This is a genomic window from Streptomyces sp. NPDC004126, assembly GCF_050275515.1.
Lineage (GTDB): Bacteria > Actinomycetota > Actinomycetes > Streptomycetales > Streptomycetaceae > Streptomyces.
Genome location: NZ_JBNNPF010000037.1, coordinates 23,572 through 36,724, shown reverse-complemented (window position 1 = coordinate 36,724; position 13,153 = coordinate 23,572). Strand labels below are relative to the sequence as shown.

Annotated in this window: 12 protein-coding genes; all 12 read left to right on the top strand. The window is 72.6% G+C overall.

Going from position 1 to position 13,153, the window contains the following annotated elements:
- Positions 1–39 precede the first annotated feature (39 nt).
- The 12 genes from ACQKM2_RS28870 (at position 40) to ACQKM2_RS28815 (ending at position 13,152) form a co-directional block, all read left to right on the top strand.
- Positions 40–780, top strand: a complete 741-nt coding sequence (locus tag ACQKM2_RS28870) for a type 1 glutamine amidotransferase domain-containing protein (protein ID WP_427714810.1) — start codon at positions 40–42, stop codon at positions 778–780.
- Positions 781–806: 26 nt separating this feature from the next.
- Positions 807–2,291 carry an aldehyde dehydrogenase family protein gene (locus ACQKM2_RS28865; RefSeq protein ID WP_427714808.1) on the top strand — a complete coding sequence of 495 codons (1,485 nt, stop codon included), beginning with the start codon at positions 807–809 and terminating at the stop codon, positions 2,289–2,291.
- Positions 2,292–2,315: 24 nt separating this feature from the next.
- Entirely contained in the window at positions 2,316–2,936 is a 621-nt protein-coding gene (locus ACQKM2_RS28860; RefSeq protein ID WP_427714807.1) for an NADPH-dependent F420 reductase, read from the top strand.
- Positions 2,927–3,442, top strand: coding sequence for a (2Fe-2S)-binding protein (locus ACQKM2_RS28855; protein WP_427714806.1), 516 nt, complete (start codon positions 2,927–2,929; stop codon positions 3,440–3,442). The genes ACQKM2_RS28860 and ACQKM2_RS28855 overlap by 10 nt, the downstream gene beginning before the upstream one ends.
- A gap of 6 nt (positions 3,443–3,448) precedes the next feature.
- The gene (locus ACQKM2_RS28850) at positions 3,449–5,860 is read left to right on the top strand and encodes a xanthine dehydrogenase family protein molybdopterin-binding subunit (RefSeq protein ID WP_427714805.1); all 2,412 of its coding nucleotides are present in this window, start codon (positions 3,449–3,451) and stop codon (positions 5,858–5,860) included.
- The gene (locus ACQKM2_RS28845; protein WP_427714804.1) at positions 5,857–6,678 is read left to right on the top strand and encodes an FAD binding domain-containing protein; all 822 of its coding nucleotides are present in this window, start codon (positions 5,857–5,859) and stop codon (positions 6,676–6,678) included. The genes ACQKM2_RS28850 and ACQKM2_RS28845 overlap by 4 nt, the downstream gene beginning before the upstream one ends.
- A gap of 97 nt (positions 6,679–6,775) precedes the next feature.
- Positions 6,776–7,990 (top strand): MFS transporter, encoded by a 1,215-nt coding sequence (locus tag ACQKM2_RS28840; RefSeq protein ID WP_427714803.1) that lies wholly within the window; start codon positions 6,776–6,778, stop codon positions 7,988–7,990.
- The gene (locus tag ACQKM2_RS28835; protein WP_427714802.1) at positions 7,987–9,480 is read left to right on the top strand and encodes an ATP-binding protein; all 1,494 of its coding nucleotides are present in this window, start codon (positions 7,987–7,989) and stop codon (positions 9,478–9,480) included. Before ACQKM2_RS28840 ends, ACQKM2_RS28835 begins: the two co-directional genes overlap by 4 nt.
- A 13-nt stretch (positions 9,481–9,493) precedes the next feature.
- On the top strand, positions 9,494–9,835 hold the full coding sequence (locus tag ACQKM2_RS28830; RefSeq protein ID WP_427714801.1) for a nuclear transport factor 2 family protein: 342 nt from the start codon (positions 9,494–9,496) through the stop codon (positions 9,833–9,835).
- Between the two features lie 83 nt (positions 9,836–9,918).
- A complete protein-coding gene (locus ACQKM2_RS28825) occupies positions 9,919–10,563 on the top strand; it encodes a TMEM175 family protein (protein WP_427714799.1) in 645 nt (214 codons plus the stop codon).
- A 73-nt stretch (positions 10,564–10,636) separates the two neighbouring features.
- Entirely contained in the window at positions 10,637–11,926 is a 1,290-nt protein-coding gene (locus ACQKM2_RS28820; protein WP_427714798.1) for an IS701 family transposase, read from the top strand.
- Positions 11,926–13,152, top strand: a complete 1,227-nt coding sequence (locus ACQKM2_RS28815) for an XdhC family protein (RefSeq protein ID WP_427714796.1) — start codon at positions 11,926–11,928, stop codon at positions 13,150–13,152. Before ACQKM2_RS28820 ends, ACQKM2_RS28815 begins: the two co-directional genes overlap by 1 nt.
- The last annotated feature ends 1 nt before the right edge of the window (position 13,153 follow it).

Here is a 13,153-nt window from a genome sequence, read left to right as displayed (position 1 = left end):
CGTGTTGAATCGGCAGCGATCCAGAACAAGGAGAGAATCATGAGGATTCTCGTCGTCTTGACGGCGAAGGCCACCCTCCACCTGCTGGACGGAGAACAGCACCCCTCGGGATTCTGGGCCGAGGAATTCGCCGTTCCCTACACCCTCTTCCGATCGGCAGGCCACACCGTCGACGTGGCGACGATCGGGGGAGAGGCCCCCACGGTCGACCGGACCAGCATCGACCCCGACTTCCTGCGGTGGGTCCGCCCCGCGGGCTCCCCCGACCAGGACGCGGCCAACGCCGCCGAGTACGTCCGCATCATCGAACAGGCCCCCCAGCTCGAGCACCCCCTCGCGGTGGAGTCCCTCGGCGAGAAGGACGTAGCCGAGTACGACGGCATCTACATCAGCGGCGGCCACGGAGCCATCGGCGACCTGCCCAAGTCCGACGAACTGGCGCAGCTGCTGCGCTGGGCCATCGGCCAGGACAAGCCGATCGCCACCGTCTGCCACGGGCACACCGCACTGCTGTCCCTGCGGGACGGCGAGGGCCACTGGCCCTTCGAGGGATACCGGATGACCGCCTTCTCGCACGACGAGGAACTGGTCACCAACATGGCCGGCCGGCTCCCGCTGATCCTGGAGGCCGAGCTGACCAGACTCGGCGCCCGGTACGAGAAGGCCGACGCGATCTGGGACTCGCACGTCGTCGTGGACCGCAGGCTCACGACCGGTCAGAACCCCTACTCCTCCAAGGCCCTCGCCGAGACCTTCTTACGGCAGCTCGCCGAGGGCTAGCCCCCGCCACACCGGAAGGTGCAGCCATGACCAAGCGCGTGCTCAGCGACCAGCCCCTGGCCAACCCCGGGAAGCTGTTCATCGGCGGCCAATGGGTCCCCGCCCGGGACGGCCGCACGGAGCCGGACATCAGCCCGATCGACGGCCAGGAGATCGTGCCGGTCGCCCAGGCCGCCGCGACCGACGCGGACGCCGCCGTCGCGGCCGCCCGCGCGGCCTACGAGGAAGGCCCGTGGAGCCGGCTGTCCGCCCAGGAGCGCGCGCTGCGCCTGAACCGCGTCGGTGAGCTGATCGAACGGGACCTGGAGGAGATAGCCCTGCTGGAGACGGTGGACATGGGCAAGCCGTTCGCCTTCTCCAGCACCGTCGACGCGCCCATGGCCGCCCAGCTGATGCACTACTACGCCGGCGCGGTCACCCGGGTCGACGGCTCCTCCCGGGCCCCCGCCGGCGGACAGCTCGCCTACACCCTGCGCGAACCCCTGGGAGTGGTCTGCGCGATCACCCCCTTCAACTTCCCGCTCCTGCTGTCGATGACCAAGATCGCCCCGGCCCTCGCGGCCGGGAACACGGTCGTCCACAAACCCTCCCCGGCCACCCCGCTCACCGCCCTGAAGATCGCCGAGCTGTTCCAGGAGGCGGAGATCCCCGACGGCGTCCTCAACGTCGTCACCGGCCCCGGAGTCGAGCTGGGGGAGACCCTCACCGGCCACCCCGACATCGACAAGATCGCCTTCACCGGCTCCACCGCGGTCGGCCAGTCGATCATCCGCAAGTCCGCGGGCACCCTGAAGAAGGTGACGATGGAACTCGGCGGCAAGTCCGCCAACATCGTCTTCGCCGACGCCGACCTCGACGCCGCCGAGGAACTCGCCTTCTTCGGCATCTACTACAACAAGGGCGAGATCTGCACCGCCGGCTCCCGCCTCCTGCTGCACCGCCCCGTCCACGACGAGATGGTCGAACGCCTGGTCCGCCGCGCCGCCGCCCTCAGGCCCGGCGACCCGCGCGACCCCGAGACCCTCTTCGGACCCCTCGCCCACCGCGCCCAGTTCGACAAGGTCAGCTCCTACATCGAGGTCGGCGAGAAGGAAGGCGCCCTGCTGCGCACCGGAGGCACCGGCTGGACCCCCGAAGGGGCCTCCAGCCAGGGCCTGTACTTCCTGCCCACCGTTTTCACCGGCGTCGACAACGGCATGCGGATCGCCCAGGAGGAGATCTTCGGCCCGGTCCTGTCGATCATCCCCTTCGACACCGAGGAGGACGCCGTACGCATCGCCAACGACAGCGCGTACGGCCTCGCCGCCGGGGTCCACACCAAGGACCTGCGGCGGGCCCACCGGGTCGCCTCCCAGATCAAGGCCGGAACGGTCTGGGTCAACTGCTACAACCAGTACGACCCCTCGGTGCCCTACGGCGGCTACAAGGCCTCCGGCTACGGGCGCGAGTGCGGACCGGAATCCCTTGAGAGCTACACCCAGACCAAGTCGGTCTGGATCGGCATGGACTGACACCACACCATCGAGGAGCCACTCATGCGGACAGGCGTCATCGGCACCGGCCGGATCGGCTCGACCCTCGCGAGGATCCTGGTGGCCGCCGGCCACCCCGTCGTCCTCGCCAACGCCACCGGGCCGGGCTCGCTCGCCCCGCTCCTGGCCGAACTCGGCCCCGCCGCCACGGCGGCGCACCCCGTCGAGGCGGCGGGCGAAGCCGACCTGCTGGTGCTGATGGTGCCCTTCGCCGGCGTACGCGGGCTGCTGCCCCCGCACGTCGTGCAGGACAAGGTGCTGGTGGACGCCACCAACGCGTTCAGCGGCCCCGGCACCCCCGCCGACCTCGGCAGCCGCGGATCCAGCGAACTCGTCGCCGAGTGGTACCCCGGCGCGAGGGTCGTGAAATCCCTGAACACCATGCACTTCGAAACCCTCGCCGTCGCCGGCACCTCCTCCGGCCGCACGGCGTCCGATCGCCTCGCCCACTACACGGCGGGCGACGACACCAAGGCGAAGGAAATCGTCGCCGGAATCATCACCGACCTCGGATACGCCCCCGTGGACACCGGCCCGCTGCACTCCGGAGGAATCCTCCAGCAGCCCGGCGGTCCCCTCTTCAACCGGTCGCTCACGGAAGCGCAGGCGCTCGCATGGATATGACGCGCATCGAACTCACCCTCACCGTGAACGGAAGACCCGAGGAGTTCGCGGCCCCGCCGAACGAACTCCTCGTGGAACGGCTCCGCGACGGACTCGGCCTCACCGGCACCAAGGTGGGCTGCGACACCGGCCAGTGCGGGACCTGCGTGGTCCGCCTCGACGGCAGGTCCGTCAAGAGCTGCCTGATCCTCACCGCCTCCGCCGCGGGCTCCGGGATCACCACCATCGAGGGCGTCACCACCCCCGGCGGAGAACTGACCGGCCTCCAGGAGGCGCTGCGCCAGGAGCACGGAACCCAGTGCGGCTTCTGCACGCCCGGCATGGTGATGGCCCTCGGCGAACTCGTCGAGACCGCGCGCGCCGAGGGCGCCGCCGGCGGCCCGCCCCCCACCGAGCCCGAGATCCGCGAATGGCTCACCGGCAACCTGTGCCGCTGCACCGGCTACCACAGCGTCGTCCGGGGCGTGCAGCGCGCCTGCGCCCCCGCCGAACCCGAGGGGCGGTGACCCACGATGACCACCACCGCGCCCGAACAGGAAGCACAGGAACCCGGCGGCGTCCTCGGCCGGCCCCTGGACAGCCGCGAGGACCCCGGGCTGCTGCGCGGCGAAGCCGTGTACGTCGCCGACATCGACCTGCCCGGCACCGTCCACATGGCCATCCTGGGCAGCCCGGTCGCCCACGCCAGGATCCTGTCCATCGACACCAAGGCCGCCGAGCAGCTCCCGGGCGTCCTGAAGGCGGCCACCGCCGCCGACTTCCCCGACGTGATGCCGCTGCCCTGCATCTGGATACCCGGCGGGGTCGAGAGCCACTTCCCGCCCCACCCCTACGGCCTGCCCGGCGCCCGCCCGGTGCTCACCGGCGACACCGTCCGCCACGTCGGCGACCCGATCGCCGTCGTCGTCGCCGAGACCGCGCGCCAGGCCGCCGCCGCGCTCGCCGCGATCTCCGTCGAGTACGAGCCGCTGCCCGTGGTCACCCGCGCCGACCACGCCCTCGCCGAAGGCGCGCCCCAGCTCCACGAGGCCGTCCCCGGCAACCTGAACGCGTACTGGACCTGCGGCGACGAGGAACGCACCGACGCGGCCATCGCCGCCGCCGAAGTCACCGTCGAGCTGGACCTCGTCAACCAGCGCACCATCAACAGCCCCATCGAGCCGCGCGGAGCCGTCGGCGTGTACGACCCGGCCACCGGCGAGTACACCCTCCACGCCTCCACCCAGGGCCCGCACAACCACCGCTTCCTGCTCGCCGCGCTGGTCCTCGGCATCCCCTTCAACAAGCTCCGGGTGATCGCCCCGACCGTCGGCGGCAGCTTCGGCACCAAGGGCTACCTCTACCCGGACATGGCGCTGGTCCTGCTGCTCTCCAAGGCCCTCGGCGGCCGCCCCGTCAAATGGGTCGACACCCGCACCGGCCTGATGAACTCCACCGTCCAGGGCCGCGACCACCGCCAGCACGTCACCCTCGCCGGCACCCGCGACGGCCGCATCACCGCCGTGCGCTGCACCAGCTACGCCAACCTCGGCGCCTACCCCTCCACCATCGGCCCCGGCGTCGCCACCGCCCTGATGGGACGCTCCATCAGCGGCATGTACGACATCCCCGCCGCCTTCTGCGAGGTGTACGCCGCCTTCACCAACACCGTCCCGCTCGGCGCCCAGCGCGGCAGCGGGCGCGCCGAGGCCGCCTTCCTGATGGAACGGCTCGTCGACCGCTACGCCGCCGAGATCGGCATGGACCCGGCGGAGGTCCGCCGCCGGAACCTGGTGCCCAAGGAGAAGTTCCCCTACGACAACGGCCTCGGCTGGACCTACGACTCCGGCGACTACCGGCTGAACTTCGACCGGGCCGTCGAACTCTCCGGCTACGAGGGGATGCCCGCCCGCAAGGCCGCCGCCCGCGCCCGCGGCAAGCGCCTCGGCGTCGGCATCGCCACCTACGTCGCCGTCTGCGGCGTCGGCCCCTCCACCAGGATGTCCAAGGAGGGAATGCTCGGCGGCACCTGGGAGAGCGCCAACATCCGCGTCCACCCCACCGGCGAGGTCACCGTCACCGTCGGCTCCGCCTCCACCGGCCAGAGCCACGGCACCGTCTTCGCGCAGGTCGCCGCAGACGAGCTGGGCATCGACCCCGCACAGGTCCAGGTGTACGAGGGCGACACCCTCAAGGCCCCCTACGGTCAGGGCACCTACGGCTCCCGCTCCTACAGCATGGCCGCCCCCGCCATCGCGCTCACCGCCCGCAAGATCAAGGCCAAACTGGTCCGGGCCGGAGCCGTCTTCCTCGGCGTCCCCGAGGACCGGGTCGTCTACGAGAACGGCGGCGTCCACGAGGCCGGCAAACCGGAGAACGCCAAGACCTTCGCCGAACTGGCCATGGCCATGTGGTACGGCTGGGGGCTGCCCCCCGAGATCGAGCCGGCCCTCGACGAGACCACCCACTTCGACCCGCCGGACTTCAACTACCCCTTCGGCACGCACATCGCCGTCGTCGAGGTCGACGAACTCACCGGCGAGACCGAGGTCGTCGACTACACCGCCGTCGACGACGCCGGGCACGTCGGCAACCCGAAGGTGGTCACCGGCCAGATCGAGGGCAGCATCGTGCACGGCCTCGGCCAGGCCCTGATGGAGGCCGCCGAATACGACGAGAACGGCGTCCTGATCAGCTCCGACCTGGAGAGCTACGCCCTGCCCCGCGCCGCCGACGCGCCCTTCTTCACCCTCGGCAGGACCGTCACGCCGTCCCCGCACAACCCGCTCGGCGCCAAGGGCGCCGGGGAGATCGCCACCGTGCCGCCCGCCGCCGCCGTCGTCAACGCCGTCGTCGACGCCCTGTCCGACCTGGGCGTACGCCACATCGACATGCCGCTCACCCCCGAGAAGGTCTGGCGCCGCCTGAGAGGGGAAGCCCCGTGATCCTCACCGACTTCGACTACGCCCGCCCCGCCGCCCTGGACGAGGCCCTCGCCCTGCTCGCCACCCCCGGCGCCCGGGTGCTGGCCGGCGGACAGAGCCTGCTGCCCGGGCTGCGCACCGGCGCGGAGCGGGCCCGGCTGCTGGTCGACGTACGGCACCTGCCGGAGCTGCGCGGCGTCGGCCGGGCCGGCGGATCCCTGCGCATCGGGGCCCTGACCACCCTCGCCGAACTCGCTGCCCACCAGCTGGTCCTCGCCGAGGCGCCGGAGCTGGCCGCCGCCGCCCGCGCCAACGGCGACCCGCAGGTCCGCAACCTCGGCACCGCCGGCGGCAACCTGGCCGCCGGCGGACGCGCCACCGACCTGCCCGTCGCGGCCCTGGCCGCCGACGCCCGGGTGGAACTCGCCGGCCCCGGCGGGCGCACCACCGTCGCCGCCGAGCGGCTCGCCGCCTCGGGCGTGCCCGCCGGATCGGTGGTCACCGCCCTGCTGGTGCCCGCCGCAGGCCCCGCCGCCGCCTTCGAGAAGGCCGCCGACCGGGCCACCCGCTACCCGCTGTGCGCCGCCGCCGTACGCATCACCCCCGACGGGCCGCGGATCGCGGTCACCGGAGCCACCCCGCGCGCCCTGCGCCTGCGCGGGGTCGAGGACCGGCTGCGCGGGGGCCCGTACACGACCGAGGCGGTGCTGGCGGCCTTCCGAGCCGAGCCCCGGGAGCTGTTCGTCCCCGGGCGAGGCACCTCGGCCGAATACCTGGGCCACCTCGCGGGCGTGCTCACCGCCCGCGCGCTGGCCCGGGCGGCCCTGAACACCGCCTGACCGCCCCCAGGGGCCGTCGGGAGGAGGGGAGTTGACCGCAGTGGCCGAACCGACCGAGACGAGGGACACGGGAGACACGAGAGACACGGGCGACACCGTGAGCGGGGGCGCCGGCCGCACGGCGCGGGCCTCCGGCTTCCGGGTGGTGGGCGCGGTCCTCGTCCTGCTGATGCTCTCCTCCTCCGTACCCTCCGCCCTGTACGTGCTCTACCAGCAGGAATGGGGGCTGTCCTCCGGAGTGGTCACGGTGGTCTTCGCCGTGTACGCCGTCACCGTGCTCGCCGGCCTGCTGCTGTTCGGGTCCCTCTCGGACACCCTGGGCCGGCGGCCCGTCCTGGCCGCCGCCCTGGTCCTGGCGATCGTCTCCATGGGCCTGTTCGCCGGGGCCGGCGGGCTCGGGCTGCTGCTCGCCGCCCGCGCCGTGCAGGGGCTGGCCGTGGGCCTGGCCACCGGGGCGATGGGCGCCGCCCTGCTGGAGCTGAGCCCGAGCACGCGGCCCGCGCTGGGCGCCCAGGTCAACAGTGCCGGCCCGACCGTGGGTATCGGCCTGGGCGGACTCGGGGCGGGACTGCTCGTCCAGTACGCGCCCGCCCCCACCGTGCTGAGCTACCTCCTGCTGGCCGGGGCCTTCGCCCTCGCGCTGGTCGGGGTGGGCCGGATGGCCGAGAGCGCACCCGGGGCGGACGGGCGCCTGAGGGTGGTCCCGCACCGGATCCGGGTACCGGCCGCCGTGCGGCGGCGCTTCGCGGTGCTCGTGCTGACCGTGGTGGCCGTCTGGACCGTCGGCGGCTTCTACCTCTCGCTCGGGCCGCACCTGGCCCTGTCCCTGTTCCGCAGCACCAACTACCTGCTCGGCGGGGCCACGGTGGCGCTGCTCGCCGGCGCCGCCACCGCCGCCCAGCTGCTGCTCGGCCGCACCGAGGCGCTGCGCACCGCCGTGCTCGGCCTGCTCGGCCTGCTCGCCGGGCTCGCCCTGGTGCTGCTCTCGCTGGGCACCGGCTCCGCGGCCGTGTTCCTCGCCGCCACCGCCGTACTCGGCAGCGGCTGGGGGGCCGCCTTCCTCGGCTCCTTCCGCGCCCTCAGCGCACTCGCCGACCCCGAGCACCGCGGCGAACTCACCTCCGCCGTCTACGTCTTCGCGTACCTCGCCATGAGCGTCCCGGCGGTCCTCGCCGGACTCCTGACCAACATCCACGGGCTGCAGCGCACCTCGGTCGGCTTCATGGCGGCCGTCGCCGGGGTGTGCGCGCTGGCCCTGCTGACGACCCTGCGGCTGGCCGCGCGCACCAGGGCCGAGGGGAGCACCGCATGAACACCGCAGAACTGCGCACGGCGCTGCGCGGACTGGAGATCTTCGCGCAGCTCACGGAGGACCAGCTGGACTGGCTGGCCTCCGTCTCCGATCCGCGCGTCCTCGCCGACGGGGAGGTCCTCTTCCGCGACGGCGAGGAGGCCACCGGCTTCCACGTCCTGCTCTCCGGCGGGCTCGTCGTCACCAAGGTCGTCGACGGCCGCGAGGAGGTCCTCACCCGGCACTCCACCGAGGAGGAGAGCGCGGCCGCCGAGGACCACGACGGCAAACCCTCCGCCGCGCACCGCTTCACCGGGGAACTGCCCCTGCTGACCGACGGCTCCTACGTGGCCACCGCGTCCGCGAGCGGGCCCGCCACCACCGTCGTCGCCTATCCCAAACCCGTGTTCTTCGAGATGCTGACCCGCTGCCACGGAGTCGCCGCCGTACTGATCCCCGTACTGGCCTGGCGGATCAAGTCCTCCGAGGTCCAGGCCCGCAAACGGGCCACCGTCGAGGCCCTGGGCACCCTGGCCGCCGGCCTCGCGCACGAGCTGAACAACCCGGCCGCGGCGGTCGCCCGCGCCGCGCAGGAGCTGGCGCCCGCCCTGGACCGGCTCACCGCCACCGCCTGTGCGTGGGGCGCGGCCGCCGCCGGCGCGGAGCGCCCCGTACTGGACCGGCTCGCCGAGGAGCTGGACAAGCTCCCGCCGCCGGACACCACCGACCCGCTCGCCCAGGCGGACGCCGAGGAGGAGATCGCCGACTGGGCCGAGGAGGCCGGCGCGGAGCGCCCCGGGCTGCTCGGCTCCGGCGCCGCCGACCTCGGGCTGGAGCTGGGCTGGCTGCTGGAGCGGCTGGAGGGGATCGGCGAGGCCGCCCTGCCGGCCGCCCTCGACCACCTGGCGGCGCTGCTGGAGGCCCGCTCGCTGGCCGCCGAGCTGCGCGCGGCCGGGCCCCGGATCTCCCAGCTGGTCTCGGCCACCCGGGACTACGCGAACCTCGACCGGGCGCCGGAGCAGCGGTTCTCCGTGCCCGACGGGCTGGAGAACACCCTGATCGTGCTGCGTTCGAAGCTGCCGGGCGTCACCATCGTGCGCGAGTACGAGGCCGGGCTGCCCGAGCTGGACGGCTACCCCAGCGAGCTGAACCAGGTGTGGACCAACCTGGTCGACAACGCGGCCGAGGCCATGGAGGGCTCCGGCACCCTGACCCTGCGGGTGCGTGCCGAGGGCGCCTGCCTGGTCGTGGAGATCACGGACACCGGCCGCGGGATCCCCGCGGACTCCCTGCCGCGGATCTTCGAGCCCTTCTACACGACCAAGGACGTCGGCAAGGGGACGGGCCTCGGCCTGCACCTGAGCTACCGCATCGTGACCCAGCGCCACCGCGGGTCGATCACGGCCCGCTCCAAGCCGGGGGAGACCCGGATGGTCGTCCGGCTGCCGCTGAACGCGGCCGCCGCCTGTGCCGAACCGCCCGTCGGAGGCGAACCGGCCTCCACACCCTGAAAGGGAGTCGAACATGGCCAAGTACGACATCGCCAGGCTGCACCCGGTCTTCGTCCGCCAGATGGACGCGCTGGCCGCCCTGGACATCGAGGCGGTGATGAAGAACTACACCGACGACGCCGTGCTGGTGCGCTTCGAGGGGGCGTCGGTGGGCATCGAGGCCGTTCGCGAGACGTTCACCGGCTATCTCACCCTGAAGCCCACGCTGGTCGAACTGCAGGAGTACATCGAGACCGAGGACACCATCTTCTACAGGGCGATCATGAACCTGAACGGCGAGCCGGAGAACGCGTTCGGGACGCTCGTCGTCCGCGATGGCCGGATCTGGCGCCAGACGGCCGGCTTCGGCAGCTGACGGCCCTTTCCTGGGTAGCGTGAGCGGGGAGGGCGGGGGCCGCCCTCCCCGTACGCGTGAATGAATTTCACGAAGGGGAGGCCATGGAGCAGGAAACCAACCGGGTGGAGGCGTTCAGCGACGGCGTATTCGCCATCGTGATCACCATTCTGGTGCTGGAGTTGAAGGTTCCGGAAGGGCAGGGGTCTGAGCTGTGGCACGGACTCTTGGAGCAATGGCCGCACTACGCGGCCTATGTCGTGAGTTTCCTCATCATCGGCGTGATGTGGGTGAACCACCACACGATCTTCAGTCACCTCAAGCGGGTCGACCGGCCGCTGTTGTTCCTGAATCTCCTGGTGCTGATGGTGGTATCGGTGATTCCGTACACCACCAACGTGCTCGCCGAGCACCTCACCGACGGGGAATCGGCCAATGTGGCCGCAATCCTCTACAGCGCGTGGACCGTCGTGTACGCTCTCGCATTCCTGGCCTTCTGGTGGTACGTCACCAAGGTCGGGCATCTCTTCCACGAAACCGTGGACAAGGAAGGGGCCCGGGCCACCCGCGTCCGATTCGGGCTCGGCGCGGTCGCCTACCCCTTGACGGTGGTTCTGTCCTTCTTCTCGGCACCTCTCACTCTCGTCGCACACTTCCTGATCGCGCTCTACTACGCGGCGAACCAAATCCCGATCCCGCTCGTGGTAGAGGAAGAGCGGCTCGAATCTGCCAGCGACCTCAGGAAGTAGCCGCCCGGGCCTACGGCCGTTCTCCGCGGTCCAGTAGGGTCAAGGATCTAGTCTGGTCGCGGGGGAGGCCCAGATGGTTCGCGCAGTGCTGCCGGAGGATTCCACCAGGGAAATCTCCGAATTGATCGACGATTTGATCTCGCTTTTCTTCGAGTCCTTACCCCGGCGGGACCAGCGGAACTGGGCCCGCGTTTATCTGAACGGGCTCGTCCGCACCACCGGGAAGAAAACAATCCGAAACATCGCCGGAACAGGGGCGAGTTCCGTCGAGCAGAGCCTCCAGCAGTTCATCAGCAAATCGCCCTGGGACTGGACCCCCGTACGCCGGTCCCTCGCCCAGCACCTCGAACGCACCGCGCAGCGCCCGCTGGCCTGGGTGGTGCAGCCCATGGTCATCGAGAAGGCCGGCGACCGCTCCGTCGGCGTCGGCAGGCAGTTCGTACCCCAGCTCGGCCGCACCGCCAACTGCCAGCAGGCCTCCGGGATCTGGCTCGCCTCCAGCGAGGCCGGCTTCCCCGTCGAATGGACCCTCACCCTCCCCGCCCCGTGGACCGGCGAACTGCTGCGCCGCCGCCGGGCCGGGATCCCCGACACCGCACGGTCCCTCACCCCCGCACAGGACGCCGTGCACGCCGTCCAGCGCATGGCCGCCACCTGGGGCCTCCAGCGCCGCCCGGTCGTCATGGAGGTCTCCAACACCGACCTCCCGCAGACCATCGAGGCCTTCGCCCTCCAGGACATCCCCTTCGTCCTCAAGGTCGACGGCTCCCTGCCCGTCTCCTTCGGCGGCACCGGCCGCCACAAGCCCGGGCCGTACACCGCGCCCGCCCGCGAACTGATCGACTCGCTGCGCTCCCAGCGGCGGGTCGTCGAATGGACCCGGCACGGCCGCACCGAGGGAGCGGTGACCCTGCTCACCTCGGCCGCCATACTCGCCACCCCCGGCGAGGAACGCCCCGCGCCCGCGCCGCCCACCCCGCTGCTCCTCATGGGCGCCTGGACCGAGACGTCCCTGATGCCCTCCGAGTTCTGGATCACCAACATCGGCGACCGGCCGCTCGCCCAGCTCTTCCTGCTGGCCAAACTCACCGACCGGGTCGCGCTGGACTTCACCGAGACCTGCGAACCCGTCGGCATCCGCGACTTCGAGGGCCGCTCCTTCCGCGGCTGGCACCACCACGCCACCCTCGCGAGCGTGGCCCACGCGGCCAGGCTCCTCGGCACCGGCGGGCGGACCCCCGACCCGGTGCCCCGCAGCGCCCCCGCCCGCTACCAGGGCCCCGGCGGCGGGCGCCCGCCGGCCGTACCGCCGCCCCGGCCCCTGATCCCCGGACAGTCGGCGCGCCGCGCCTACATCCGCTGATGCTCGACATCACCGCCGGGCTGCGGGCCTGGTACGCCGAGCACCGGGAGTTCGCCCTGGCCACCGTCGTCGCCGTCAGCGGCAGCGCGCCCCGAGGACCGGGGGCCTCGCTGGCGGTGGACGCCGGGGGCACCGCGCTCGGCTCCCTCTCCGGGGGCTGCGTGGAGTCCGCCGTGCACGAGCTGTGCCTGGAGGCCATCGCCACCGGGACCGGCGGCGTGCACCGCTTCGGCCACAGCGACGACGACGCCTTCGCGGTGGGGCTGACCTGCGGCGGAACCCTGGACGTGCTGGTCACCCCGGTACGCGGCCGGGACCCGGTGCGGCCCGTCATCGGGGCGGTGCTGGACGCCGCCGCCGGCGGGGCCCGCGCCGCCCTGGCCCGGGTGGTCTCCGGTCCGCCCGGCCGGCTCGGGCGGGCCCTGGCCGTCCACGCCGACGGCTCCTGGCAGGGCGGCCTCGGCGGCGACGCCGCCCTGGACCGGGCCGCCGCCGAGCGGGTCCGGGCCCTGCTGCTGGCCGGGCGGACCGGCACCGCCGAGCTGGGCACCGCCGGCGGGCTCTGCGGCGACCCGCTCACCCTGCTGGTGGAATCCGCCGCCGACCGACCCCGGCTGATCGTCTACGGGGCCGTCGACTTCGCCTCCGCCCTGGCCCGGATGGGGGCCTTCCTCGGCCACCGGGTCACCGTCTGCGACGCCCGGGCCGTCTTCGCGACCCCGGACCGCTTCCCCGGCGCCGACGAGGTGGTCGTGGACTGGCCGCACCGGCACCTGGCCGCGGAGGCCGCCGCCGGGCGCCTGGACACCCGTACGGCCGTATGCGTACTGACCCACGACGCCAGGTTCGACGTACCCGTCCTCACCCGGGCGCTGCGGCTGCCCCTGGCCTACGTCGGCGCCATGGGCTCCCGCCGCACCCACGAGGACCGGACCGCCCGGCTGCGGGCCGAGGGGGTGACCGAGGCCGAGCTGGCCCGGCTCAGATCGCCGATCGGCCTGGACCTGGGCGGCCGCACCCCCGAGGAGACGGCCCTGGCCATCGCCGCCGAGTTCACCGCCGCCCGCCACGGCGCCCCCGCGACCCCCCTCACCGGCGGCCGCACCCCGATCCACCGCCCCGCACCGGCCCCGCGGGACCAAGGTCCCGTAGGAAACGACCATGCGGCCCGGAATGTCCTGGACGATCGGCCCGGGCGGCGTGAACGCCAGGTCGTGGGAGAATGAA

What these genes read in the sequence shown, in the direction of transcription:
- ACQKM2_RS28870 (WP_427714810.1), top strand. Translation starts at nt 40, where the DNA reads ATGAGGATTCTCGTCGTCTTGACGGCGAAGGCCACCCTCCACCTGCTG.
- ACQKM2_RS28865 (WP_427714808.1), top strand. Translation starts at nt 807, where the DNA reads ATGACCAAGCGCGTGCTCAGCGACCAGCCCCTGGCCAACCCCGGGAAG.
- ACQKM2_RS28860 (WP_427714807.1), top strand. Translation starts at nt 2,316, where the DNA reads ATGCGGACAGGCGTCATCGGCACCGGCCGGATCGGCTCGACCCTCGCG.
- ACQKM2_RS28855 (WP_427714806.1), top strand. Translation starts at nt 2,927, where the DNA reads ATGGATATGACGCGCATCGAACTCACCCTCACCGTGAACGGAAGACCC.
- ACQKM2_RS28850 (WP_427714805.1), top strand. Translation starts at nt 3,449, where the DNA reads ATGACCACCACCGCGCCCGAACAGGAAGCACAGGAACCCGGCGGCGTC.
- ACQKM2_RS28835 (WP_427714802.1), top strand. Translation starts at nt 7,987, where the DNA reads ATGAACACCGCAGAACTGCGCACGGCGCTGCGCGGACTGGAGATCTTC.
- ACQKM2_RS28830 (WP_427714801.1), top strand. Translation starts at nt 9,494, where the DNA reads ATGGCCAAGTACGACATCGCCAGGCTGCACCCGGTCTTCGTCCGCCAG.
- ACQKM2_RS28825 (WP_427714799.1), top strand. Translation starts at nt 9,919, where the DNA reads ATGGAGCAGGAAACCAACCGGGTGGAGGCGTTCAGCGACGGCGTATTC.
- ACQKM2_RS28820 (WP_427714798.1), top strand. Translation starts at nt 10,637, where the DNA reads ATGGTTCGCGCAGTGCTGCCGGAGGATTCCACCAGGGAAATCTCCGAA.
- ACQKM2_RS28815 (WP_427714796.1), top strand. Translation starts at nt 11,926, where the DNA reads ATGCTCGACATCACCGCCGGGCTGCGGGCCTGGTACGCCGAGCACCGG.